Below are 25476 nucleotides of genomic sequence, written 5' to 3' on the forward strand. Positions count from 1 at the left end.
ACGAATTACAATAAAGGAAATCAGCCACAAGTTAAGCAGTCAAAACCTCTTCCTGAAAAAATTACGTTTCAAGAATCATTAACGGTTGGTGAGCTAGCTTCTAAATTACACAAAGAGCCTTCTGAAATTATAAAAAAATTAATGTTTTTAGGAGTTATGGCAACGATCAACCAGGAGCTTGATAAAGATACGATTGAATTAATTGGTGAAGATTATGGCGTAGAAGTAGAGGAAGAAATTGTTATTGATGAAACTGATTTTGAAAGTATGGTCGAAGAGGATAAAGAGGAAGACTTAAAAGAGAGACCACCTGTTGTAACGATAATGGGACATGTCGATCATGGTAAAACAACTTTACTAGATTCTATTCGTCATACGAAAGTAACCGAGGGTGAAGCAGGTGGGATCACGCAGCATATTGGTGCCTATCAGGTTGAATCAAATGGGAAGAAAATAACCTTTCTTGATACACCAGGACATGCGGCTTTTACAACAATGCGTGCTAGAGGAGCACAAGTAACAGACATTACGATCCTTGTTGTTGCTGCAGATGACGGTGTTATGCCGCAAACAAAAGAAGCAATTAGTCATGCCAAGGCTGCTGGTGTGCCGATTATTGTGGCTGTCAATAAAATTGATAAAGAAGCAGCGAATCCTGACCGTGTCATGCAAGAATTAACAGAATATGAACTTGTTCCAGAATCGTGGGGCGGGGATACGATTTTCGTTAATGTTTCTGCATTAACAGGAACAGGGATTGATGAACTTTTAGAAATGATCCTATTAGTTGCAGAAGTGGAAGAGTTAAAAGCAAATCCAAATAAGCTTGCTCGTGGAACGGTCATTGAAGCTGAGCTTGATAAAGGTCGTGGAGCGGTAGCTACATTGCTCGTGCAAGCAGGAACTTTAAATGTAGGCGATCCGATTGTCGTTGGTTCAAGCTTTGGTCGTGTCCGGGCAATGGTAAATGATTTAGGTCGCCGTGTGAAGCAAGTAGGGCCTTCAACCCCCGTTGAAATAACAGGTTTAAATGAAGTTCCACTGGCAGGAGACCAATTCCAAGCGTTTGAAGATGAGAGAAAAGCACGCCAAATTGGTGAAGTTCGAATGAGTCGTCAACGTGAAGCAAATTTGGCGTCTAGTTCTAGGGTGAGCCTCGACGATTTGTTTGATCAAATCCAACAAGGTGAAGTAAAAGAAATTAACATCATTATTAAAGCGGATGTTCAAGGTTCTGTAGAAGCAATGAGAGGTACACTTGAAAAAATCGAAGTCGATGGAGTAAGAGTGAAAATCATTCATACAGGAGTCGGAGCAATTAATGAATATGATGTTATGCTAGCGTCAGCTTCAAATGCGATCGTAATCGGCTTTAATGTTAGACCAGATGTTAATGCAAAACGTACGGCAGAAGCAGAAAAGGTCGATATTCGCTTACATCGAGTCATTTATAATGCAATTGATGAAATTGAAGCGGCTATGAAAGGCCTTTTGGATCCAGAATATGAAGAGAAGGTTATTGGCCAAGTTGAAGTTCGTACAACATTTAAAGTTTCTAAAGTTGGAACAATTGCTGGATCATATGTTACAGATGGGAAAATAACTAGAGATTCAACCGTTCGTCTTATTCGTGATGGAATTGTTATTTATGAAGGTGAGATTAATGCATTGAAACGATTTAAAGATGATGCAAAAGAAGTCTCTGCTGGTTATGAGTGTGGAATTACACTTGAGAATTTCAATGATATTAAAGAAGGCGACGTCATTGAAGCGTACGTCATGGAAGAAATCGAAAGATAATGGTTATTGGCTCGGTACGCTTTGAACTCTTGATTTATGATGCCCAATCATTAAAAGAAAAACGTTCAGTTTTAAAAAGTGTACGAACAAGATTACAGCAAAAATACAACCTATCGGTAGCAGAAATTGGCTATCAAGACGTTTGGCAGCGTGCGGAGCTCGCAATCGTTACTGTATCAAAGAACCAAACGATTTGCGAACGTGAGTTACAACGTGCATTGGCCTTTGTTGATGCTGAACCTGCTGTCGAACGGACGGTTACACGCTTTGAGTGGTTGTAGGCTAATTTAGGAGTGAATAACATGAGTAATGTTCGAGCACATCGTGTTGGTGAGCAAATAAAAAAAGAAATAAGTGAAATTATTATGAGGGAAGTAAAAGATCCTCGTGTTAAATTTGTCACTGTCACAGGTGTAGATGTTACAGGCGATTTGCAACAAGCAAAGGTGTTTATTACAACACTTGGAAATGATGAGGAGAAAGAAGCTACTCTCCAAGGGTTATCAAAAGCAAAAGGGTTTATTCGCTCTGAAATAGGCAAGAGAATCCGTTTACGCAAAACACCTGAGCTTTTATTTGAATTTGATGAGTCAATCGAATATGGAAATCGCATTGAAACATTGCTACAAGATGTAAATCGCAAAGACAATTAATGATCGGGAGGATAGAGGAGGATTCCATCTATCCTCCCTTTTAAGTTTGGAGGTGGTTACGTTGGAAAGAAACGGAATACTTGTATTACATAAGCCTAGAGGCTATACTTCACATGATTGTGTCATGAAAATTAGAAAGATTTTTCAAACAAAGAAAGTTGGGCATACAGGTACGCTTGACCCAGACGTTAATGGTGTTCTTCCAATTTGCATAGGCAAAGCAACAAAGGTCGTACAGTATATGTCAGGTTATGATAAGGAATATAATGGTGAAGTCACTCTTGGGTATTCCACAACAACAGAGGACAGAAGTGGTGAGCTGGTTGAAAAGAAGCCTGTTTTAGAATCATGGACAAAAGAAGAAATAAAGTCAATATTAAATGACTTTAAAGGTGACATTGTTCAAATTCCCCCGATGTATTCTGCTGTAAAAGTGAACGGAAAACGGTTATATGAATACGCCCGTGAAGGAAAAGTTATAGATCGACCAAAACGGAACGTATTTATTAAACGATTAGAACTGACTTCTAATATTGATGCAAGCAATGAGGTCGTTCGTTTTCGTTTTAATGTTTTATGTAGTAAAGGTACATATGTACGAACGTTGGCTGTGGATATTGGTAAACGATTAGGGTATCCAGCTCATATGTCTGATTTAGTTCGTGTAGGTGCAGGTCCCTATCAATTGGAGGATAGTATTACGTTTGAACAGTTAGAAGAACTGAAAAACAGAGGAGAGCTAGATTCTATATTGACCCCTTTTGAAACAGCAATCTCCCATTTTCCTAAGCACGTAGTCGATAGTCGAATTGAGACATCAGTAAAAAATGGTGCGGTTCTACCTTTTAATACACAATCAATACGATTTTCCATTTATAATCAAAGTGGAGAATGTTTAGCTATTTATAAAGAGCATCCAGATAAACAGGGGTTTTATAAACCTGAGAAAATGTTTTGGACAGGTGGTCAACCGCTATCTTGAAGAAAAGAGGTGGAAGGATGGAAACTATTTTTATAAAGCATCCGATTAGAGCGAGTAAATATAGAAGGCCGCAAGTATTTGCATTAGGTTATTTTGACGGCGTTCATAAAGGTCATCAACAAGTTATTGGTCAAGCCAAAAAGGAGGCTGTTTCATCAAATGTTCCCTTATCGGTTATGACTTTTCACCCTCACCCAATAGAAGTGTTGCGACCTTCTCAAAGCCCGTTGAAAGTCCTGACCCCATTAAAGGATAAAATTAAGTATTTAGAAGAATTAGGCGTCGATTATTTGTATGTCGTTGAATTTTCTTTGCCATTTTCAAAACTATCTCCTGAAGAGTTTGTTCATAACTATTTGTATTCTTTAGATGCTACACATGTGGTCGCTGGATTTGATTTTACATACGGTGCAATGGGAATGGGGAATATGGGGACGCTTGTGAATCATTCAAATGGACAGTTTGGTGTGACAACAGTAGAGAAATATAGCAAAAATAATGAGAAGGTCAGCTCAACTTTAATCAGAAAATTACTAACTGAAGGGAATGTCGAACAAGCTTCTGAGTTACTTTCACGGACTTTTTCGATTAAAGGAATTGTTAGTGGTGGTGAAAAAAGAGGTCGCCAAATAGGGTTTCCCACTGCAAATGTTGCAGCTGAGCCATATATCATACCGAAAGTTGGCGTCTATGCTGTAGAGTTCGTTGTTAATAACCAGACGTTTAAAGGGGTTTGTAACATCGGATATAAGCCAACTTTCCATGATAAACGCGATGTTGCATCAATAGAGGTTCATATTTTGAATTTCGATCAACAAATTTACGGGGAAGAAGTGGAGGTTTACTTTTTAAAAAGAATGAGAGATGAAAAGAAATTTAACAGTGTTGATGAGCTTATTCAACAAATAACAAAGGATAAGCAAACGGCAATAGAATTTTTCAATGGTTTAAAAAATCAATAATCATCTAAAAAACGAATACTTGCATTCTAGCTATAGAGAGGTTACAATATATCTGTACGAATGTACAATCCGTTTCTTGGCAATCCGATTCACCGACGGTTGCTAGGGGGCTGGAGATTAATGAGAAGGAGGTGATTAGGATGGCATTAACACAGGAGCGTAAAAATGAACTAATCGCTGAGTTCAAAACGCATGATACGGACACTGGTTCTCCAGAGGTTCAAGTAGCTATCCTAACTGAGCAAATCAACACATTAAATGAGCACTTACGTACTCATAAGAAAGATCACCATTCACGTCGTGGTCTTTTAAAGATGGTTGGTCAACGTCGTAATTTGTTAACTTACTTACGTAAGAAAGATGTTACACGTTATCGTAACCTAGTTGACAAGCTTGGTTTACGTCGATAGTTTTAGTCAGAAAGCGGGATTGCTCCCGCTTTTTTCTTAGTCTATCAGCTATTTGAATTTTACATAATGTCTTGAATGTGAGATTATCTCTTCCACGATTATAAAATAATTATTGGAAGGTTATAATAAAGTGTATTGATATTGGTGTACGAGAGGAGTACGCGTAAATGGAACAAACGAAACATGAATTTTCAATGAATTGGGCTGGACGACAATTAGTTATTGAAACAGGACAATTAGCAAAACAAGCCAATGGAGCTGTACTAGTAAGATATGGTGACTCAGCTGTTTTGTCAACAGCTACAGCTTCAAAAGAGCCAAAAGATTTACCTTTCTTCCCGCTAACAGTTAATTATGAAGAACGGTTATATGCAGCTGGAAAAATACCTGGGGGTTTTATTAAGCGAGAAGGCCGTCCAAGTGAACAGGCGATTTTAACAAGTCGATTAATAGATCGTCCTATCCGTCCGCTATTTCAGGATGGATTCCGTAACGAAGTTCAAGTGATCAGCATTGTTATGAGTTCTGATCCTAATGCTTCTTCTGAAATGGCTGCGATGATTGGTTCATCATTAGCACTGTCGGTATCTGATATTCCATTTGAAGGTCCGATTGCTGGTGTAACAATCGGTCGATTAGATGGGGAATTTATTATTAACCCTACTAGTGAGCAATTGGAGAAAAGCGACATTGATCTCGTTGTAGCAGGAACAAAAGATGCGATCAATATGGTTGAAGCAGGTGCGAAGGAAGTATCTGAGGAAGCTATGCTTGAGGCAATCATGTTTGGTCATGATGAAATTAAAAAGTTGATTGCTTTTCAGGAAGAGATCGTATCAGCAGTAGGCAAAGAAAAAATGGTAGTGGAACTAAAAACCGTTGATCCAGAGTTAGAACAAGAGGTTCGGTCAATTGCTGAAACAGATTTAAAAGAAGCTGTACAAGTTCAGGAAAAGCACGCTAGAGCAGATGCCATTGATGCAATTAATAATCGCGTATTGGAATCATTTGCAGATCGTGAAGATATTAAAATTGATGATGTGAAGGAAACGCTCCATAAGATCGTGAAAGAAGAAGTTCGTCGACTAATTACAGTTGAAAAGGTTCGCCCTGATGGTCGTCAAGTAGACGAAATAAGAGCTCTATCTTCACAAGTGAAGCTGTTGCCAAGAACACATGGGTCAGGATTGTTTACACGTGGACAAACACAAGCACTTAGTATTTGTACATTAGGACCACTTGGGGACGTTCAAATCCTAGACGGTCTTGGAATTGAAGAATCGAAGCGTTTTATGCATCATTATAATTTCCCACAATTTAGTGTAGGGGAAACAGGACCGATTCGTGCCCCAGGACGCCGTGAAATTGGACATGGAGCACTCGGTGAACGTGCACTTGAACCTGTTATCCCAAATGAGGACAAGTTCCCATACACAATCCGACTTGTATCTGAAGTGTTAGAATCGAATGGTTCAACTTCTCAAGCGAGTATTTGTGCGAGTACGTTAGCGATGATGGATGCTGGTGTTCCGATTAAAGCACCTGTAGCTGGAATCGCAATGGGACTCGTTAAACAGGACGAGCACGTAACTGTTTTAACTGATATTCAAGGAATGGAAGATGCACTAGGTGATATGGATTTTAAAGTTGCTGGAACAAAGGATGGCGTAACAGCACTACAAATGGACATTAAAATTGCCGGAATTAACCGTGAAATCCTTGAAGAGGCATTAGAACAAGCGAAAAAAGGTCGTCTCATTATTTTAGATAACATGCAAAGTGCAATAGGTGAATATCGTAAAGAATTATCAACTTATGCACCGAAAATTTTAACGATGCAAATTAATGCTGATAAAATACGCGATGTCATCGGTCCGAGCGGAAAAGTGATCAATCAGATCATTGAGGAAACGGGTGTTAAGATTGACATAGAGCAAGATGGAACAGTGTACATTTCATCGGTTGATATGGACATGAATCATAAGGCAAGAGCGATTATAGAAGATATCGTTCGTGAAGTTGAAGTGGGACAAACCTATTTAGGAAAGGTTAAACGAATTGAAAAATTTGGAGCTTTTGTTGAATTGTTCAAAGGCAAAGATGGGCTTGTCCATATTTCACAGCTTGCTGAGGAACGAGTTAATAAAGTTGAAGATGTCGTTAAAATTGGAGACGAAATACTCGTAAAAGTCACAGAAATTGATAACCAAGGCAGAGTGAATTTGTCACGGAAAGCAATACTTAAAGAACAAAAGCAAGATCAAAATTAAACGTTAATGGGGATTGGGAAGGGAAAAGCCTAGTCCCTTTTTGCGTTCTAACATGTCCCTCCTATGCATAAACTGCCAAAGAGGGAGGGCAAAGGGATGAATAAAAAAATCGTTCATATTTTTGCGTTTGCGTTTGTAGTCGTATTATCGTTTAGTATAGTTCAGAATCCATTTTCTTTTCATTATTTACATACATTGAAATACGAGAGTGAAGCAGTTATGAGTGAGCACGACCCATTATACGAGCAAATCGTCCAAGCAGCAACGGAATTAGAAGTGCCGCCAATTGATGCACGAATAGACCTGTTTGGAAAGCAGTACCTGGTTATAATGGCTTGAAAGTAAATATCGAACAATCATATGAGAAAATGAAAATTGATAACAAATTTGATAAACGAAAGCTTGTATTTGATGAAGTGTCGCCATCTGTTCATTTAGATGATCTACCTCCAACAGCAATTTATAAAGGCAATGAAGAAAAGCCTATGGTTGCCTTTTCAATTAATGTAGCATGGGGGGATGAATATTTACCAGATATGCTAAAAACGTTAAAAAAACACGATATATCTGTAACGTTTTTTTAGATGGTTCTTGGGTTAAAAAAAATCCACAATTAGCGAAAATGCTATTAGAAGAAGGTCATGAAATCGGAAATCATGCTTATTCTCATCCTGATATGAGTAAATTAACGATGGAGAGAATTAATGAAGAGTTAGACCGGACGAATAAAGCAATTGAAGCTGCTCTTGAAGTAACACCTAAATGGTTTGCTCCACCAAGCGGTAGCCATAATCAAGTAGTCGTTGATCGTGCTGCTCATTATGGAATGAAAACGGTTATGTGGTCAGTCGATACGATTGATTGGCGTAACCCTCCAGTTAATGATATGGTAGAGCGAGTGACAAATAAGTTACATCCAGGAGCTATGGTACTCATGCATCCAACTGAAGTGACTTCAGCTGGTTTAGAGCAAATGATATTAAATAGCAAGGAAAAAGGGTATAAAATTGGGACGGTATCTGAATTATTATCAGAAAAACGTGTCAACATAAATGCGATTGATGAAAATAGGGGGATAACGAGTGGTTACAACAATTAAATTAGACAACGGGGTTCGGATTGTTTCAGAACATATACCATCAGTACGTTCAATATCGGTCGGTATTTGGGTAGGTACAGGTTCAAGATTTGAAGAAGAGAGTGAGAATGGATTATCTCATTTTATTGAACATATGTTGTTTAAAGGAACGAAAACGAGAACAGCAACGGAAATAGCGGAAACATTTGATCGTATCGGGGGGCAAGTAAATGCTTTTACTTCAAAAGAGTATACTTGCTATTATGCAAAGGTGTTAGATACACACTCTAAAGTAGCTATTGATGTGTTATCGGACATGTTCTTTCATTCGGTATTTGAGGAAGAAGAATTAATAAAGGAAAAAAATGTTGTATACGAAGAAATTAAAATGGTTGATGATACTCCTGATGATATCGTTCATGATTTGTTGAGCGAAGCTAGCTATGGTCGGCACTCATTAGGTTATCCCATTTTAGGAACTGTTGATACATTGAACCGGTTCGGGCGTGAGCATTTGTTTGATTATATGGACCGATTTTATACAGGTGACTACATTGTCATTTCGGTTGCTGGAAATGTAACGAATGAAGTTATTGAACAATTAAAAGAAGTGTTTTCAAACGTGAAGAAAACGTCAAATAGGCCAACATTAACACAGCCAATCTTTACACCTAATCATGTTGTTCGAAAAAAGATACTGAACAAGCTCATTTATGTCTTGGCTATCCTGGTTTGCCTATTGGAGATGATCAAGTATATAGTTTAATTTTACTTAACAATTATTTAGGTGGAAGTATGAGTAGTCGCCTATTTCAGGAAATTAGAGAAAAACGTGGGTTGTGTTACTCTGTTTTTTCTTATCATTCCTCTTATTTCGATAACGGCTTATTGACGATCTATGCTGGTACAGGCCATCAGCAGTTACCTGATTTAGCCAATGCAATTCAAGATACTATTTTACGTGTGGCTGATAGAGGATTGTCTGAACAGGAATTATTAAATGGGAAAGAACAGCTAAAAGGGAATATGATGTTGAGCCTTGAAAGTACAAATAGTAGGATGAGTCGGAATGGAAAGAATGAGCTTTTACTAGGAACACATCGTTCTCTAGACGAAATCATTGAAGAAATCGATCGAGTAGACGTATCATCCGTCAATCAATTAGCTTCATCAATTTTAAAAAGTAAACCATCCATTTCTTTAATACAGCAAGGGGATACTGTTCCAGCCATTTTTCAATAGTTACAAAGCACTGGGAAAATTCGATGTTAATTTTTTCAGTGCTTTTGCGAGGGCTGGTCTTTTTTTTCTCCCATTCTCATATTGATGTAAAAACATTAATAAAGGAGGATGGAGATGAGATTAAGTGAAATTAGTAATAAGGAAATTATTGACTTTCAAAAGGGTGAACGGTTAGGAATTTTAGGACAAACGGATTTGCTAATTGATGAAGAAACTGGTGAGATATTAGCATTCGTCATTCCAACGATGAAATGGTTTGGCTTTGGTAAAAAGGATAAAGAATACACAGTGTATTGGCAGCAAATCAAAAAAATTGGTGAAGATATGATTATTATTGATTTAGAGCCCGAATAAAACTAGATAAATCAAGGTGATTTTAAAAGCTCGTCTAACGACGGGCTTTTTTATTGCCCGGAATAGCGGACGGTGAAGTTCACTACAGGCTAGTCTGACTAGAATGAGATGAGATTGTATAAAAGACGAAGCAATGGGATTTAAGGTGGCACACAATCGGAGAATTTATGAGTGCTTCCGACTAGAGAGAAGGAGTTTCAGATAGGATGTAAACGTGGTGCTTCTATTATTCTTATAAAGAGTTAATGCGATCGATTCACCTAATATCCTATAAGGTCATATGATGATTTTGTAACGATTATGTTCATCCTTTTCCTTGAAATGAACGTCCGAAAATTTGTAAAGCAGAGCTGTTTGTGAAAGGGGAACAGAAATCAATGTTAACGAATAAACATATTGTATTGCTAGGTGGAGACGCACGCCAAATTGAAATTATTCGCAAGCTATCTGGCTTAGATGCACAACTAACATTAGTCGGATTTGACCAATTGAATGATGGGTTTATTGGTGCAACGAAAGAAACGATCGATCAAGTAAACTGGGAAAAAGCAGATGCTATTATTTTACCGGTAAGTGGAATGAGTGTGGATGGACATATTGATACGATTTTCTCTAACGAGTCGATTCAATTTGATGAGTCATTTCTACGTGAAACACCACAACATTGTGTTGTATATACCGGGATAAGCAATGAACAGCTTGATAAACTAGTAGAAAATTTTGATCGTACATTAGTAAAGTTAATGGAACGGGATGATGTTGCAATTTATAATTCAATTCCTACAGCAGAAGGTACTGTAATGATGGCGATTCAACATACCGATATTACCATCCATAGTGCAAAGGTAGCAGTGTTAGGTTTAGGCAGAATAGGAATGACACTTGCTCGAACATTTGCCGCTTTAGGTGCAAACGTAAAGGTCGGTGCAAATGATCCTGCACAAATTGCCAGAATCACAGAAATGGTTTAGAGTCGTTCCATACAGATGATCTAGTAAGTCAAGTGAAGGATGTAGACCTTGTTGTTAATACTGTTCCACACCTTATTTTAACAGCTAAAGTGTTAACAGGAATGAAGCTGCATGCCCTTATTATTGATCTTGCTTCAAAACCAGGTGGTACAGATTTCCGATTTGCAGAGAAGCGAGGAATTAAAGCATTACTTGCTCCTGGTCTCCCAGGAATCGTCGCACCAAAGACTGCTGGTCAAATTCTTGCAGGGGTATTGAGTGATTTGTTGGCAGAGGAAAACGGTTAGAGGAGGTTTAAATATGGGATTAGAAGGAAAACATATAGGTTTTGGCATCTCAGCATCCCATTGTACGTATGAAGAAGTCATTCCGCAAATAGAGAAATTAAAAAATTTAGGTGCAAAAGTAACTGGATTTGTATCACATAACGTAAAGACAACAGATACAAAATTTGGAACAAGTGGATATTGGTTAAATGAAATTGAGAAAATGACTGGGGAGCCACTAGTTGATTCAATTGTTAAGGCAGAGCCATTCGGTCCTAAAACACCACTAGATTGTATGGTTATTGCTCCGATTACGGGAAATTCTACTAGTAAGCTTGCTAATGCACAGACCGATGGCCCTGTTTTAATGGGGGCGAAAGCGACACTTCGAAGTGGAAGACCTGTCGTATTAGGTATTTCCACGAATGACGCACTCGGGCTTAATGGGGTTAATATTATGAAATTAATGGCAACTAAAAACATTTATTTTATCCCTTTTGGTCAAGATGATCCTACTAATAAACCGAACTCACTTGTAGCAAGAATGGAAGCATTAGTTGATACTGTTGAGTCTGCACTAGCTGGGAAGCAATATCAACCTGTCTTAATCGAAAAGTTCAGAGATTAGGCAAATCGCGATGTTGCACAAACGCCAACAATCCCTTACAGTTTAATAGAGTAAAAAAATGAACGAAATGAGCTAGGATATGCTATAATCATTCCATCAATTCGTTATTAAATTGTATGTAAGTGAAGGGAGATTACAGAAATGTCAAAACAATTTCATGTAGCCGTTGTTGGTGCAACAGGTGCGGTAGGTCAACAAATGCTTAAAACGCTAGAGGAGCGGGATTTTCCAATTGCAAGCTTAAAATTGCTATCCTCTAAACGCTCGGCAGGGAAAGTAATAGCATTTAAAGGTCAGGAGTATACAGTTGAGGAAGCGACACCTGAATCATTTGAAGGAGTGCAAGTTGCTTTATTTAGTGCAGGTGGCTCTGTATCAAAAGCACTAGCACCTGAAGCCGTTAAAAGAGGTGCTATCGTCGTTGATAATACGAGTGCATTTAGAATGGACCCAGAAGTACCATTAGTTGTACCAGAAGTAAATGAAGCTGATTTACACGAACATAATGGGATTATTGCCAACCCTAACTGTTCAACCATCCAAATGGTTGTAGCACTTGAACCTGTTCGTCAAAAATATGGTTTAAAGAAAGTAGTCGTTTCCACATATCAAGCTGTTTCTGGAGCTGGACTTGAAGCAATTGAGGAAATGAAACAGCAAACAAAAGATATTTTAGAAGGCAAAGACTTTACACCTGAAGTTTTACCTGTAGGTGGGGATAAGAAACATTATCAAATTGCATTTAATGCGATTCCACAAATTGATTTATTCCAAGAAAATGGATATACGTTTGAAGAAATGAAAATGATGAATGAAACAAAAAAAATTATGCACATGGCAGACCTTGAAGTGGCTGCTACATGTGTCCGCCTCCCGGTTGAAACAGGACACTCAGAATCAGTTTACATTGAAACTGAAAAAGGAGGAGCAACAGTTCAAGAGGTTAAAGAATTGCTTGAACAATCTCCTGGAGTTACGTTACAGGATGATCCAGCTAATCAAGTGTACCCACTAGCTTCAGAATGTGTAGGGAAAAATGATGTATTTGTAGGACGTATTCGTAAAGATTTAGATCGTGATAATGGCTATCATATGTGGATTGTTTCTGATAACCTGCTAAAAGGAGCAGCATGGAACTCGGTTCAGATTGCTGAAAGTCTTATCAAGCTTAATCTTCTAAAATAATATATCTCTAAAAAAGAAGGTGTATTATGAAAGTCATCGTCCAGAAATTCGGTGGCACGTCAGTCCGAGATGATCTGAGTCGTAAACTGGCTTGTGACCATGTGAGTGAGGCTGTTACAAAAGGTTACAAAGTAATTGTTGTTGTATCTGCTATGGGTAGAAAGGGAGAGCCTTATGCTACGGATACTCTTTTAAGCTTGGTTGAAGCAAACCGATTAATGCCACGCGAGCAAGATTTACTTGTTTCGTGTGGCGAATTAATCTCGGCTGTTGTATTTACAGATTTATTGCTTTCACTAGGATTAAAAGTAACGGCTTTTTCCGGTGCTAAAGCAGGATTTAAAACGAATGACGAATTTACAAATGCTAAAATAACAGAAATGAATTGCGATCAATTACTGCAGCAGTTTGATCATGTTGATGTAGTTGTCGTAGCTGGTTTTCAAGGTCAAACAGAAGATGGCGATATTGCAACTTTAGGACGAGGTGGAAGTGATACGTCAGCAACCGCTCTTGGTGCAGCTGTAAACGCTGAATGGGTTGATATTTTCTCTGACGTAGAAGGAATCATGACTGCTGATCCGAAAATAGTAGAAACAGCTAAACCATTGGAAGTCATAACGTATGAAGAACTTTCTAATTTAGCATATCAAGGTGCGAAAGTAATACATCCAAGAGCTGTAGAAATAGCGATGCAAGCTCAAGTTCCTATCCATATCCGACCGACGTATTCGAAAGAAAAGGTACTACGGTTACATCCAAACTAACTATTCGCGACCGTCTTATTACGGGCATTGCTCATCGAAGTGGAGTATCACAAATTAAAGTGCTTGCCAAAGATGGCAAATTAAATTGGCAGGAAAATGTATTTAAAGCAATGGCCAAGGCACAAATTAGTGTTGACTTTATAAATATGAATCCACATGATGTTGTTTATACCGTAAAGGAGAATGAAGTCGATAAAGCAATAAAGGTTTTATCGGAAATTGATTGCACTCCAGAAGTGATGCGTCATTGTGCAAAAGTATCAGCAGTTGGTGCAGGCATGACAGGTGTGCCAGGAGTAACAGCACAAATGGTAAGTGCACTAACGAAGGAAAATATTCCAATTTTACAATCTGCTGATTCTCATACGACGATTTGGGTACTAATTAAAGAAAAAGATCTGTTACGTGCTGTAAATGCACTACATCAAATATTTCAACTCGATCAAGTGGAACATCAAGAAGGGGTGGGAGGATGATGGATCTTGGTAGAGTAGTGACTGCAATGGTGACCCCATTTGATGATCATGGAAACGTTGATTTTGATAAAGTGATCATACTTCTAGATCATCTTATCGAAAACGGCAGTGATGCTATTATTATTGCTGGTACAACAGGTGAATCACCGACATTGTCATTTGAGGAAAAAATTTCATTATTTCAATGTGCCGTTGACCATGCAGAAAGTCGTGTCCCGATTATTGCCAGTACAGGTACTAACAACACAAAAACATCGATTGATTTAACGATTGCTGCAAGTAAAATTGGTGTTCATGGCATTATGCTTGTCTCACCATATTATAATAAACCCTCGCAATTAGGTATTTATACGCATTTCAAAACAATAGCTTCAGAAACTAACTTACCCATCATGATCTATAACATTCCAGGTAGAACGAGTAGCCATGTTGAGGCTAGTACGATAATTGCACTTTCAAAAATAAAAAATATTAAAGCTATTAAAGAATCGAGTGGAAATTTAGAACTATTGGCAACGATTATTGAACAAACAGATGACCATTTTCAAGTATATACAGGTGATGATCCGTTAGCATTACCATCGGTTGCTATTGGAGCAAGAGGTGTCGTGTCCGTTTCATCACATATCATTGGTAAACAATTGAAAAAAATGTTAACGTATTATATGGATGGAAAAGTACTTGAGGCTGCACAATATCATCGACAGTTGCTTCCGATTATGAAATCACTATTTCTTGCACCAAATCCAGTTTGCATCAAATATGCGATTAGTCAAATGTTATTTAATGTAGGCACCACTCGTCTTCCTTTAGTACCAATAACTGCTTCTGAAAAAGAAAAGGTAGATGAACAAATCACCCGTATTAAAACGATTAATTAAACACGTTCGACATTTTGTTTAACGGGTTTACTTCAGAGGTGCAAACAAGTAAATATCAAATTAAAACGCACGGTATTTCAATAAGTAACTACCGTGCGTTTTTTGTTTTCAATTCAAGGTTTATTGCACTTTAGTTGATTTTCACATATAAAAAGCAAAATAAATCACATGGAAATATGTAAAATTAAAAGTGATTTACAGAAATCACAATAAGCTAGTGAAAATCATCCTATTTCAAAAAGGATGATTTTTTTGGGAATTAATTGGAATTTTGTGTTAAAGTGAAAATAGGATTATGAATACTCAATTCTTCAATAAACTGTCAGGATATTGATATAACAGATAAAACTATAAATATATAAATGTTTAAAAAGAAAGGGTGATAATTTGGATAGCAAAGCTTAGAATTAAGTACTAAAGGTATAGCCATACTTTCTTTGTGTACGGGGATATTTACTATCTTAGGGCTGATTTTTTTCAAGGAAGGGACTCTTATTAGCATAGTTGGGATAATGTTAGCTGTACTTAGCTTAAGAGAAACAAAGCAGAACGAACAATAAGGAAATAAATTAGCAATCGTGGGCATGGTTTCTAATTTTATAGGTTTTATAGTTTCGTTTATTTATCCGTATGGTCATAGTATCATTTACTCATAGTATTTACGAACAGCGGGTTCGAAGTGTCGACTGACTTTTGTTAAGTTGGTCTTTTTTGCGAATTAGCTTGTGATGATTACATATGAAAATATTTATGATATTTGTCAGTTTGCACCTCACAAGAAAACCCGTTAAAATTTTGTTGAATGTGTTTTTTCTGATTTAGATAGTAAACGAATTAGAGAGGCATCGCCTCCGGTTCTATTGGAAAGAACCGATAAATAGCAAAAGTTAACGTTTTTCTACATAGCTAATACTGACTTAATTGAATGGTTTATGTTACAAATCATTAAAAGACAGCCTTGTGTTTTAATTTGCTTTTCATGTATACTATGGATAGATGATTTGTTCGGATTTAGTAAATGGTTTCAATATAAAATGAACTGTGCGGATATAAGTAGGTCGTGACTTTATAAATTTTTGTTTTTATACAGTACATATGTTCGGTAGTGACTATTGGTTGATTAACCATTTACAAGCTATAATTTCTAAACAAGTTTTTAATATAGAGTATTGATGTAGGAGGAACTATCATTGACAAAAGAAAATAATGAAAAAGTACGTGTATTTGCCCTTGGAGGAGTCGGTGAAATCGGTAAAAACATGTACATAGTCGAAGTAGATGAGGATATTATTGTTATCGATGCTGGTTTAATGTTTCCTGACGATGATATGTTAGGGGTAGATATAGTCATTCCAGACGTAACATACCTTACTGAAAATGAGGAAAGAGTAAAGGCAATCATCTTAACACATGGGCATGAAGATCATATCGGAGGCCTTTCTTATGTATTAAAAAAATAAACGTACCTGTTTATGCGACAAAATTAACGTTAGGATTAGTTGAAGAAAAGCTAAAAGAAGCTGGGATACTAAAAGATGTAAAATTGAACTTAATTGATTCTAATTCCGTTTTAACAATCGGCTCAACAGCTGTCACTTTCTTCCGAACAAACCACAGTATTCCTGATTCAGTCGGAATTTGTGTAGAAACCTCACAAGGTGCGGTGGTCCATACAGGCGACTTTAAGTTTGATCAAACACCAGTAGATGGAATGCATGCTGATATTGGCAAGATGGCGGCAATTGGTGAAAAGGGAGTTCTTTGTTTATTATCTGATAGCACAAACGCGGAACGTCCTGGTTCAACTAAATCAGAAACTGAAGTCGGACAAGGGATTGCTGAAGTTTTTGACCATGCAGAAGGAAGAATTATTGTAACAACTTTTGCATCTAATGTTCATCGGATTCAGCAAGTCGTTCAAGCAGCTATTACAACAAATCGTAAATTAGCTGTAGTTGGAAAAAGTATGCTAAAAGTTGTAAAAATCGCTTCAAAACTCGGTTATTTAGATATACCAAAGGATTTAGTCATTGAAGTTGAAGATGTGAACAAGTATAAGGATGAACAAGTCGCTATCTTAACAACCGGTAGTCAAGGCGAGCCAATGTCAGCACTTACACGAATGGTTAAAGGTGCACACCGACAAATTACAATTCAAGTTTCGGATACGGTCATTATTGCGGCTTCAGCTATACCTGGAAATGAAAAATCGGTTTCAAGCATTGTTGATCAGCTACACCGAATTGGGGCAGATGTCGTTTATGGTCAAGGAAAGGTTCATGCTTCTGGGCATGGGAGCCAGGACGAGCTAAAGCTAATGCTGAATTTAATGAGGCCATCTTTTTTGTCCCGATTCATGGTGAGTATAGAATGCAATACGCACATAAAGAGCTTGCCATTACGGTTGGAATGAATCCTGAAGACGTATTTTTAGTCGATAAAGGTGAGGTCGTTGAGTTTGTAAATGGCCAAGCTCGTGTATCAGGGAAAGTTCCTTCTGGTCACGTATTAATCGATGGATTAGGAGTTGGTGATGTCGGTAATATCGTGTTACGGGATCGACGACTGCTTTCTAAAGATGGCATTTTAGTTGTTGTTGTCACGTTAAATAAAAAGACAGGGGAATTTATTTCTGGTCCTAATATCATTTCACGAGGCTTTGTTTACGTTCGCGAATCAGAAAAGCTGTTGGAGGATGCAAATGAACTTGTTCGTTCCATTCTAGCTAAATGTGTAAGCGAAAACGTAAATGAATGGGCTTCCTTAAAAAGCAGCGTGAGAGATGGTTTGAGTCGTTTTCTATTTGAAAAGACGAAACGCAGACCTATGATTTTGCCAATTATTATGGAAGTTTAAGCAAAATGACTTTGTAGAGGATGCTCTGCAAAGTCATTTTTTATATTATATAAGGCAAGGATGCCGTCTTTTTCTTATGGGAAGCTCTTTCGCATAATATTTCTACTTAGTTGCATACTGAATGGTAGAAATACTAAGGAGGGAGTGGTCAATGATGCTAGGAACTAACGATAATAATCCTCAACAACCACAGCAAGAGCCACAGAAGGAGCCGAAAAGTGAATTAGTTGAAAAAATCCAAGAATTAGGTCAAACGAATGTACCAGATCTAGGGCAATCAAATGTTCATTGTATGACAATTGTTGGACAAATTGAAGGGCATATGCAGCTACCGCCACAAAATAAAACGACTAAATATGAGCATATTATTCCCCAACTTGTAGCGATTGAGCAAAATCCTAAGATTGAAGGGTTATTGCTCGTTTTAAATACAGTTGGAGGAGATGTTGAAGCTGGATTAGCGATATCGGAAATGGTTGCTTCTATGTCCAAGCCTACTGTAACTCTTGTGTTAGGAGGAGGACATTCAATAGGTGTGCCAATTGCAGTCGCATCAAAATACTCTTATATCGCTGAAACAGCAACAATGACCATTCATCCAGTAAGATTAACTGGACTTGTTATTGGTGTACCACAAACATTTGAATATTTAGACAAGATGCAAGATCGCGTCATTAATTTTGTAACGAAACACTCATCTATAACGGAAGAAAAGTTTAAAGAGCTCATGTTTCAAAAGGAAATTTAACACGAGATATCGGAACAAATGTTGTTGGAACTGATGCAGTTTCTTACGGTCTAATAAATGAGGTAGGGGGAATAGGGCAAGCATTAGCGAAGTTAAATGACTTAATTGAACATAATAAAAAGAACACGCCTGAGGGAGATGTTATACAATGATTTTGTATACAATGATGCCGCATGAATATATTTTTCCTACAGATCATGAAATGTTTCTCTCACAAAAAGTCATCCCATGTGAATCAGGTCAGCTCATTGTGGAACAAGTAAATCCGGATCAATATCGTATCGTTCGACTTATAAGCAGTAATGCAAATGCCTTTTTAAATGAAAAGTATACTCCAGGTACGATTATTCAAGCAAGTCCGCGAACTTAGTAGTGTAGTCCGCATTCTAGTTATGCTATAATGATGTTCATGTAAGGAAGGTTGAAGCAGTCAATTTTGACTGCTTCTTCTAGTATGTCTTTTATGTAAAGGGTGAATAAATTGGCAAGACGAAAGAAAAAACGAAAAACCGAGTTTAAATCACAACTTACATATGAACTCATCGGTCTCGGCTTATTAGTCATTGCCGTTGTTACATTTGCAAGATTAGGGACAGTAGGTGAGGTTTTTGTTCGCTTATTTCGCTTCTTTTTCGGTGAGTGGTTTGTACTACTGGCTATAGGTCTATTAGTTGTTGCACTATTTTTTATGGTCAAGCGTAAAGTACCACCGTTTTGGACGCGTCGTACAGCTGGTTTATATATTATTGCCGTTGCTTTTAGCTTGCTAGCTCATATTAGTCTGTTTAATCAGTTAAGTGGGAGAGAAGGCTTTGAAGATCAGTCTGTTATTAGGCAAACGTGGAGGCTATATTGGTTAGAAATGCGTGGACAAGCTCCGAATGAGGATCTTGGTGGAGGGATGATTGGAGCATTTTCATTTGCCATCAGTCACTTTTTATTTGCAGAAGCAGGAACCTATTTATTTGGATTCGTATTGATTATTGTAGGGATCATTTTACTAACAGGAAAGTCTGCTTCAAATTTATTGAATAAAGGTTTTAGGGCGATGTATACCTTTATATTAGATACGTTTCAAAGTTTAGCAGTAGAACTTAAACGAGCGTGGAAAGCTTTTACAAGACGCTTAAAGCAAGAAAAAGAAATATATAAAGAACGGAAAAAAGAATCAAAAGAAGGTAAAGAATCCATTCAAGTACAAGTTGAAAATGAATCACCTGTTCTCCAAGATTCTGAGCCTGAAATTGTTGATTTCACACAAAGAGCTTACCAAGATCATACTGGGGAAAATAAGGTGGAACAACGTGACCACGCAATCAAGGATGAAGCCTTAAAGACAGATGAGGGCAAGGTTAGTGGTGAGCTTAGTGGGAATTTAGTCACAGGGGAAGAAGTAAACAAAGACTACGAGCTCCCTGAATTAGAAATATTAAAATTGCCAAATAATCCAAGTCAGTTAAATGAAAAGAAACAGTTAGCAGCAAACGCAAAGAAATTGGAACAAACATTAGAAAGCTTTGGAGTGAAAGCAAAAGTATCAAAAGTTCATTTAGGACCAGCTGTAACAAAATATGAAGTATACCCAAGTGTTGGTGTAAAAGTAAGTCGTATCGTTAATCTTGCCGATGACCTAGCATTAGCCTTAGCTGCGAAAGATATTCGTATGGAAGCACCAATTCCCGGGAAATCAGCAATTGGAATTGAAGTGCCGAATCATGAAATTGCCGTTGTTACACTTCGTGAAGTGTTGGATTCAACTCAATCTCATCAAGAAGAAAATGTCTTAGCTGTTGGATTGGGACGGGATATATCAGGTAATCCTGTTTTAGCCCATTTAAATAAAATGCCCCATTTACTAGTTGCTGGTGCGACGGGAAGTGGAAAAAGTGTTTGTATTAATGGCATTATTGTTAGTTTATTATTGAAGGCAAAGCCACATGAAGTAAAGCTTATGATGATTGATCCGAAAATGGTTGAATTAAACGTCTATAACGGAATCCCGCATTTATTAACACCGGTAGTAACAGAACCAAAAAAAGCTTCTCAGGCATTAAAAAAAGTTGTTGCAGAAATGGAACGGCGTTATGATTTATTTTCACATACTGGAACTAGAAATATTGAAGGCTACAATGATTTAGTACGTAGTCAAAATGAGGAAGGTGATGCTAAGCAGCCTACCTTACCTTATATTGTTGTGATTGTCGACGAGTTAGCTGATTTAATGATGGTTGCTTCAGGTGATGTGGAGGATTCTATTGCGAGGTTAGCACAAATGGCTCGTGCATCTGGTATTCATATGATCATAGCCACTCAACGTCCTTCAGTCGACGTTATTACAGGTGTGATTAAAGCCAATATCCCTTCACGTATTGCGTTTGGTGTCTCTTCACAAACTGATTCTCGTACTATACTTGACTCAGGTGGAGCTGAGAAGCTATTAGGACGTGGAGATATGCTCTATTTACCAGTAGGAGCATCTAAACCGACGAGAATCCAAGGTGCCTTTTTATCAGACCAAGAAGTTGAAAATGTCGTGCAGTATGTGATTTCTCAGCAAAAGGCACAATATGAGGAAGAAATGATACCGAACGAAGAACCTATTATTGAAGAACGTGCAACAGATGAATTATATGACTCTGCGGTCGAGTTAGTAGTTGAAATGAATACGGCATCTGTTTCAATGCTACAGCGAAGGTTTAGAATAGGCTATACTCGTGCAGCACGTATAATCGATGAAATGGAAGCAAGAGGTGTCGTTGGGCCTTATGAAGGTAGCAAGCCACGAGAAGTTTTAATCAGTAAAAGAAATGATAATGAAGCTACATCGTAATGGGGAGAAGGAGTGACAAACTTGATTAAAGCAGATCAAAGACCCTTATATTTGCAGGTGATCGAACGTTTAAAAGAGGATATCGAGAATAATGTATATGAGGAAGGCGAAAAGCTGCCTTCTGAATTTGAATTTTCGAAAAATTTAGGGATTAGTCGAGCGACATTACGGGAAGCGTTACGTGTTTTAGAAGAAGAAGGAATTGTAATACGCCGTCATGGGGTTGGGACGTTTGTTCATTCAAAGCCATTATTTTCTGCTGGGATCGAAGAACTGCATAGTGTGACAGATATGATTATTAAGGCAAATATGAACCCGGGGACGATATATGTCTCTTCTGCTGTAAATGAGGCAACTGAGGAAGAGAGGAGGCACTTTAAGCAAGATGAATTAAAAGAAGTGTTATCTTTAGAACGCATTCGTACAGCGGATGGTGTTCCCGTTGTCTATTGTCTTGAAAAGGTGCCGTATCAATTAGTGAGAAATCATTCGATTCATGAAATTAAGTCAATTTTTAAGTTTTTAGAGAGTGTAGGTCATACGATTACGTACGCGGTAACGCACATAGAGCCAATTGGTTATGATGGCGAAATTTCTGAAATATTAGAGTGTGATCCTGAATCTACGTTACTCTTATTAAAACAAATGCACTATGATGAGAATGAAATACCTGTGCTTTATTCTTATAATTATTTTCGTGCAGATAAATTTAAATTCCACGTTGTAAGAAGTCGTGTAAAAGCATAACCTATGCATGATAGGAAAAGGAGATGATCAAATGCAACCTATAACTGAACAAGTTGAAAAGCAAGGCGGGTTAACGGTTCATATTATGCCTACTGAAAAATATAAAACCAATACGTTATTGCTATTAATCCGTGCCCCGTTAAATAAAGAATCAGTTGCAAAACGAGCTTTATTAGGACACGTCCTTCAAAATGGAACAAGTCAATCTCCATCAAGAAAGGCTTTAAGAGAACGCCTAGACCAGATGTATGGGGCAACATTAACAACTGATGTGCAAAAAAAGGAGAAGAGCATGTTATAACGTTTATGATCGATATTGCCAATGAGCGCTTTTTAAGTGATTCAACTCCATTGTTTACACAAGCATTGGCGTTATTAGCGGAAGTAGTTACCGATCCATTTTTGGAAAATGGTCTTTTCTCAGAACAAGTTGTAGAACAAGAAAAGCGTTCATTAAAGCAACGTATTCAATCTGTATACGACGATAAGATGCGATATGCTAATGTTCGTGTAACAGAGGAAATGTGTAAAGGTGAGCCATATGCATTAAGTGCATTCGGAACAGTAGAAGAAGTGGAAGCGATTACGGCAGAATCACTTTATGATTATTATGTGGAATTGCTGCAAACAAATGCTTTTGATCTCTACCTTGTAGGAGCATTAGACGAACAAGAAACATTTAAGAAAGTGAAAGAAGCCTTCCAATTGCCTGAGCGAAACCCAAATGTCAGACCAACAACAAAGAGTCCAGAGATAGATGAGGTGAAAGTAGTTCATGAAAACCAAGATGTGAAACAAGGGAAGCTTCATCTAGGTTTTCGAACGTACACAACATACGGTGAAGATGATTATGTAGCTGTTCAAGTATTTAATGGTCTTTTCGGTGGTTTCTCTCATTCAAAGTTATTTATTAACGTGCGTGAAAAGGAAAGCTTAGCTTATTACGCTGCTTCTCGGTTAGAGAGCCATAAAGGTATTATGATGGTCATGTCTGGTATTGAATTTACTAAATATGATCGTGCTGTTGAAATCATTAATGAGCAGCTCGAAGCAATGAGAAACGGTGATTTTTCAGAGCAAGAGCTTGAGCAAACGAAAGCAATGCTCAAAAACCAAATTTTAGAGACTGCCGATGTCGCAAGGGGACTTGTTGAGCTCCATTATCATCAAGTTATTAGTCGCTCAAAGCGTTCGTTACCAGATTGGTTAGAAAGTGTAGATCAAGTTACAAAAGAAGATGTTGTTAGAGCTGCGAAAAAAGTAAAGCTTGATACGATTTATTTCTTAAAAGGAAAGGAGGAAACTGCATGAAGCCTGTCATATTTTCACAAGTGGAAGAGACGCTTTATCATGAACAACTCGATAATGGCTTATCTATTTATGTTTTACCGAAAAGTGAATTTAATAAGACGTATGCAACGTTCACAACAAAATACGGTTCGATCGATAATCACTTCAAGCCAATTGGTGAGGAAAATAAGCTAAAAGTTCCTGATGGGATTGCCCATTTTCTTGAGCATAAAATGTTCGAGGATGAACATGGGGATGTTTTTCAGCAATTTAGCAAACAAGGTGCCTCTGCTAATGCCTTTACAAGCTTTACCCGCACAGCTTATTTGTTTTCAAGTACATTAAATGTAGAAGAAAATTTAGAAACACTTGTTGATTTCGTGCAGCACCCTTATTTTACGGAAGAAAGCGTTGAGAAGGAAAAAGGGATTATTAATCAAGAAATTACGATGTATGATGACAATCCTGATTGGCGGGCCTACTTCGGCGTCATTAGTAATATGTTTCATCAACATCCTGTAAAAATTGATATTGCTGGGACAATTGATTCTATTGCAACGATAACGAAGGATTTACTTTATACGTGCTATCAAACATTTTATCACCCGAGTAACATGCTTTTGTTCGTTGTCGGACCAGTTGACCCTGAGCAAATTATAGAGCAAGTGAAAACAAACCAGCAGAAAAAAGAATTTGCTAAACCTGAAGACATTAAGCGTTTCTTTGATCAAGAGCCCGATTCAGTAGCTAAAGATAAAGAAATTTTAACGATGTCTGTACAAACACCAAAATGCTTAATGGGCTTTAAGGATGTCGGGGTCGACAGACAAGGGAAAGAGTTGTTGAAAAGAGAATTAACAATATCGATTTTATTAGACCTCATGTTTGGTCAAAGCTCTGATCATTATCAACAACTATTTGCTGAAGGGCTAATTGATGACAGCTTCTCTTTTGATTATTCGGCTGAAAATGGGTTTGGTTTTTCTGTTATCGGCGGTGATACGAGTAAGCCAGACCAACTAGAAAAGCGAATAAAAGAGATGATTACAGCATTTAAAGAATCGTCTTTGTCAAAGGAACAAGTAAATCGGACGATAAAAAAGAAAATAGGTTCTTTTTTACGGTCACTAAACTCACCTGAATTTATTGCTAATCAATTTACTCGTTATCAATTTAACGACATGAATTTATTTGACGTCGTGACAACATTAGAAGAGGTTACAATTTCTGATTTAGAGCAAGTCTTACAAGAACATTTTGATTTTGGACGCTTTACTGTGTTTCAAGTCAAATCAGAGGGGTATCAAGAGTAGATGGAATCAATTTTAATAACTGGAGCTTCAGGGGGGATCGGTTCAGAAATTGCAAAAGAGCTGGCTTCCCCTAAAAGCTCTCTTTTTTTACAATATTTTCAGGGAGAACAAAAGATAAAAGAAATTAAGAGAATCTGTGAGGAAAAGGGAGCGAACGTGAAGACGATCCGAGCTGATTTATCAGTAAGCGACGGAGCACAGCAATTGATTAACTCTCTTGATATTGTTATTGATGGATTTCAAACGATTATACATAATGCAGGAATGAGCCAATTTCAACTATTTACGGAAACGGCGGATCATGATATGGAAGCATTAATAAATATTCATTTATTAAATCCAATGAAAGTGACACGTGCATTGCTACCAAGTATGATTCAAGCAAAAAAAGGAAACATAATTATGATTTCTTCCATTTGGGGTCAAACAGGTGCAGCGTGTGAGGTAACATATTCCGCAGCTAAAGGAGGAATGAATAGTTTTGTGAAAGCTTTAGCAAAAGAAGTTGCCCCAAGTGGGATCCAAGTAAATGGTGTGGCACCAGGAGCCATTGAGACAACGATGTTGAAAGATCAAGGAAATGAGCATCTTGACCAACTAATCGAAGAAATACCAGCTAATCGACTAGGAACACCTAAAGATATTAGTCAGCTTGTCGCTTTTCTTCATTCAAATCAGTCAAATTATATTAATGGACAAATCATTTCTGTGAATGGTGCATGGTACTGTTAGGAAAAACAAGAGCGTGTTTTTCATGTATATTCTTC

At 37.6% G+C, this 25476-nt stretch carries 16 protein-coding genes and 7 pseudogenes; all 23 read left to right on the forward strand.

Features of this window, described 5'->3' with window-relative positions:
* Positions 1-1800 (forward strand): translation initiation factor IF-2 (infB, locus tag JCM19034_RS14395; protein WP_062050811.1); only part of this gene is annotated, 1800 nt, incomplete at its 5' end.
* A complete protein-coding gene (locus JCM19034_RS14400) occupies positions 1800-2081 on the forward strand; it encodes a DUF503 domain-containing protein (RefSeq protein ID WP_062050813.1) in 282 nt (93 codons plus the stop codon). The genes infB and JCM19034_RS14400, both read left to right, overlap by 1 nt.
* A gap of 21 nt (positions 2082-2102) precedes the next feature.
* Positions 2103-2453 carry a 30S ribosome-binding factor RbfA gene (gene rbfA, locus JCM19034_RS14405; protein ID WP_062050816.1) on the forward strand — a complete coding sequence of 117 codons (351 nt, stop codon included), beginning with the start codon at positions 2103-2105 and terminating at the stop codon, positions 2451-2453.
* Between the two features lie 61 nt (positions 2454-2514).
* Positions 2515-3435: a tRNA pseudouridine(55) synthase TruB gene (truB, locus tag JCM19034_RS14410; protein ID WP_082394087.1), complete on the forward strand. Its 921-nt coding sequence runs from the start codon at positions 2515-2517 to the stop codon at positions 3433-3435.
* Positions 3436-3452: 17 nt separating this feature from the next.
* On the forward strand, positions 3453-4397 hold the full coding sequence (gene ribF, locus JCM19034_RS14415) for a riboflavin biosynthesis protein RibF (protein WP_062050921.1): 945 nt from the start codon (positions 3453-3455) through the stop codon (positions 4395-4397).
* Positions 4398-4537: 140 nt separating this feature from the next.
* A complete protein-coding gene (gene rpsO / locus JCM19034_RS14420) occupies positions 4538-4807 on the forward strand; it encodes a 30S ribosomal protein S15 (protein WP_035340672.1) in 270 nt (89 codons plus the stop codon).
* 167 nt (positions 4808-4974) lie between these two features.
* A complete protein-coding gene (gene pnp, locus JCM19034_RS14425; protein WP_062050818.1) occupies positions 4975-7077 on the forward strand; it encodes a polyribonucleotide nucleotidyltransferase in 2103 nt (700 codons plus the stop codon).
* Between the two features lie 96 nt (positions 7078-7173).
* Positions 7174-8176, forward strand: a pseudogene (locus JCM19034_RS14430) (polysaccharide deacetylase family protein).
* Positions 8160-9397: pseudogene (locus tag JCM19034_RS14435) on the forward strand (M16 family metallopeptidase). Before JCM19034_RS14430 ends, JCM19034_RS14435 begins: the two co-directional pseudogenes overlap by 17 nt.
* A gap of 114 nt (positions 9398-9511) precedes the next feature.
* Complete coding sequence (locus JCM19034_RS14440) at positions 9512-9751, forward strand: YlmC/YmxH family sporulation protein (RefSeq protein WP_062050820.1); 240 nt, start codon at positions 9512-9514, stop codon at positions 9749-9751.
* Positions 9752-10128: 377 nt separating this feature from the next.
* Positions 10129-11009: pseudogene (gene dpaA / locus JCM19034_RS14445) on the forward strand (dipicolinic acid synthetase subunit A).
* 13 nt (positions 11010-11022) lie between these two features.
* Positions 11023-11616 (forward strand): dipicolinate synthase subunit B, encoded by a 594-nt coding sequence (locus tag JCM19034_RS14450; protein ID WP_062050821.1) that lies wholly within the window; start codon positions 11023-11025, stop codon positions 11614-11616.
* Between the two features lie 141 nt (positions 11617-11757).
* A complete protein-coding gene (gene asd, locus JCM19034_RS14455) occupies positions 11758-12801 on the forward strand; it encodes an aspartate-semialdehyde dehydrogenase (protein WP_062050823.1) in 1044 nt (347 codons plus the stop codon).
* Between the two features lie 26 nt (positions 12802-12827).
* Positions 12828-14044, forward strand: a pseudogene (dapG, locus tag JCM19034_RS14460) (aspartate kinase).
* Complete coding sequence (gene dapA, locus JCM19034_RS14465) at positions 14044-14925, forward strand: 4-hydroxy-tetrahydrodipicolinate synthase (protein ID WP_062050923.1); 882 nt, start codon at positions 14044-14046, stop codon at positions 14923-14925. The pseudogene dapG and the gene dapA overlap by 1 nt, the downstream one beginning before the upstream one ends.
* 1190 nt (positions 14926-16115) lie before the next feature.
* A pseudogene (locus tag JCM19034_RS14470) lies at positions 16116-17781 on the forward strand (ribonuclease J).
* A gap of 154 nt (positions 17782-17935) precedes the next feature.
* A pseudogene (locus JCM19034_RS14475) lies at positions 17936-18681 on the forward strand (ClpP family protease).
* Positions 18678-18899, forward strand: coding sequence for a YlzJ-like family protein (locus JCM19034_RS14480; RefSeq protein WP_062050826.1), 222 nt, complete (start codon positions 18678-18680; stop codon positions 18897-18899). Before JCM19034_RS14475 ends, JCM19034_RS14480 begins: the two are co-directional and overlap by 4 nt.
* Before the next feature lie 111 nt (positions 18900-19010).
* Positions 19011-21359 carry a DNA translocase FtsK gene (locus tag JCM19034_RS14485; protein WP_062050828.1) on the forward strand — a complete coding sequence of 783 codons (2349 nt, stop codon included), beginning with the start codon at positions 19011-19013 and terminating at the stop codon, positions 21357-21359.
* Between the two features lie 21 nt (positions 21360-21380).
* On the forward strand, positions 21381-22106 hold the full coding sequence (locus JCM19034_RS14490; RefSeq protein ID WP_062050830.1) for a GntR family transcriptional regulator: 726 nt from the start codon (positions 21381-21383) through the stop codon (positions 22104-22106).
* A 31-nt stretch (positions 22107-22137) separates the two neighbouring features.
* A pseudogene (yfmF, locus tag JCM19034_RS14495) lies at positions 22138-23417 on the forward strand (EF-P 5-aminopentanol modification-associated protein YfmF).
* Complete coding sequence (yfmH, locus tag JCM19034_RS14500) at positions 23414-24709, forward strand: EF-P 5-aminopentanol modification-associated protein YfmH (protein ID WP_062050832.1); 1296 nt, start codon at positions 23414-23416, stop codon at positions 24707-24709. The pseudogene yfmF and the gene yfmH overlap by 4 nt, the downstream one beginning before the upstream one ends.
* The gene (ymfI, locus tag JCM19034_RS14505) at positions 24710-25441 is read left to right on the forward strand and encodes an elongation factor P 5-aminopentanone reductase (protein WP_062050834.1); all 732 of its coding nucleotides are present in this window, start codon (positions 24710-24712) and stop codon (positions 25439-25441) included.
* The last annotated feature ends 35 nt before the right edge of the window (positions 25442-25476 follow it).

This window comes from Bacillus sp. JCM 19034, from assembly GCF_001310635.1.
In the GTDB taxonomy this organism is placed as follows: domain Bacteria; phylum Bacillota; class Bacilli; order Bacillales; family Bacillaceae_D; genus Halalkalibacter.

What these genes read in the sequence shown, in the direction of transcription:
- JCM19034_RS14400 (WP_062050813.1), top strand. Translation starts at nt 1,800, where the DNA reads ATGGTTATTGGCTCGGTACGCTTTGAACTCTTGATTTATGATGCCCAA.
- rbfA (WP_062050816.1), top strand. Translation starts at nt 2,103, where the DNA reads ATGAGTAATGTTCGAGCACATCGTGTTGGTGAGCAAATAAAAAAAGAA.
- ribF (WP_062050921.1), top strand. Translation starts at nt 3,453, where the DNA reads ATGGAAACTATTTTTATAAAGCATCCGATTAGAGCGAGTAAATATAGA.
- rpsO (WP_035340672.1), top strand. Translation starts at nt 4,538, where the DNA reads ATGGCATTAACACAGGAGCGTAAAAATGAACTAATCGCTGAGTTCAAA.
- pnp (WP_062050818.1), top strand. Translation starts at nt 4,975, where the DNA reads ATGGAACAAACGAAACATGAATTTTCAATGAATTGGGCTGGACGACAA.
- JCM19034_RS14440 (WP_062050820.1), top strand. Translation starts at nt 9,512, where the DNA reads ATGAGATTAAGTGAAATTAGTAATAAGGAAATTATTGACTTTCAAAAG.
- JCM19034_RS14450 (WP_062050821.1), top strand. Translation starts at nt 11,023, where the DNA reads ATGGGATTAGAAGGAAAACATATAGGTTTTGGCATCTCAGCATCCCAT.
- asd (WP_062050823.1), top strand. Translation starts at nt 11,758, where the DNA reads ATGTCAAAACAATTTCATGTAGCCGTTGTTGGTGCAACAGGTGCGGTA.
- dapA (WP_062050923.1), top strand. Translation starts at nt 14,044, where the DNA reads ATGGATCTTGGTAGAGTAGTGACTGCAATGGTGACCCCATTTGATGAT.
- JCM19034_RS14480 (WP_062050826.1), top strand. Translation starts at nt 18,678, where the DNA reads ATGATTTTGTATACAATGATGCCGCATGAATATATTTTTCCTACAGAT.
- yfmH (WP_062050832.1), top strand. Translation starts at nt 23,414, where the DNA reads ATGAAGCCTGTCATATTTTCACAAGTGGAAGAGACGCTTTATCATGAA.
- ymfI (WP_062050834.1), top strand. Translation starts at nt 24,710, where the DNA reads ATGGAATCAATTTTAATAACTGGAGCTTCAGGGGGGATCGGTTCAGAA.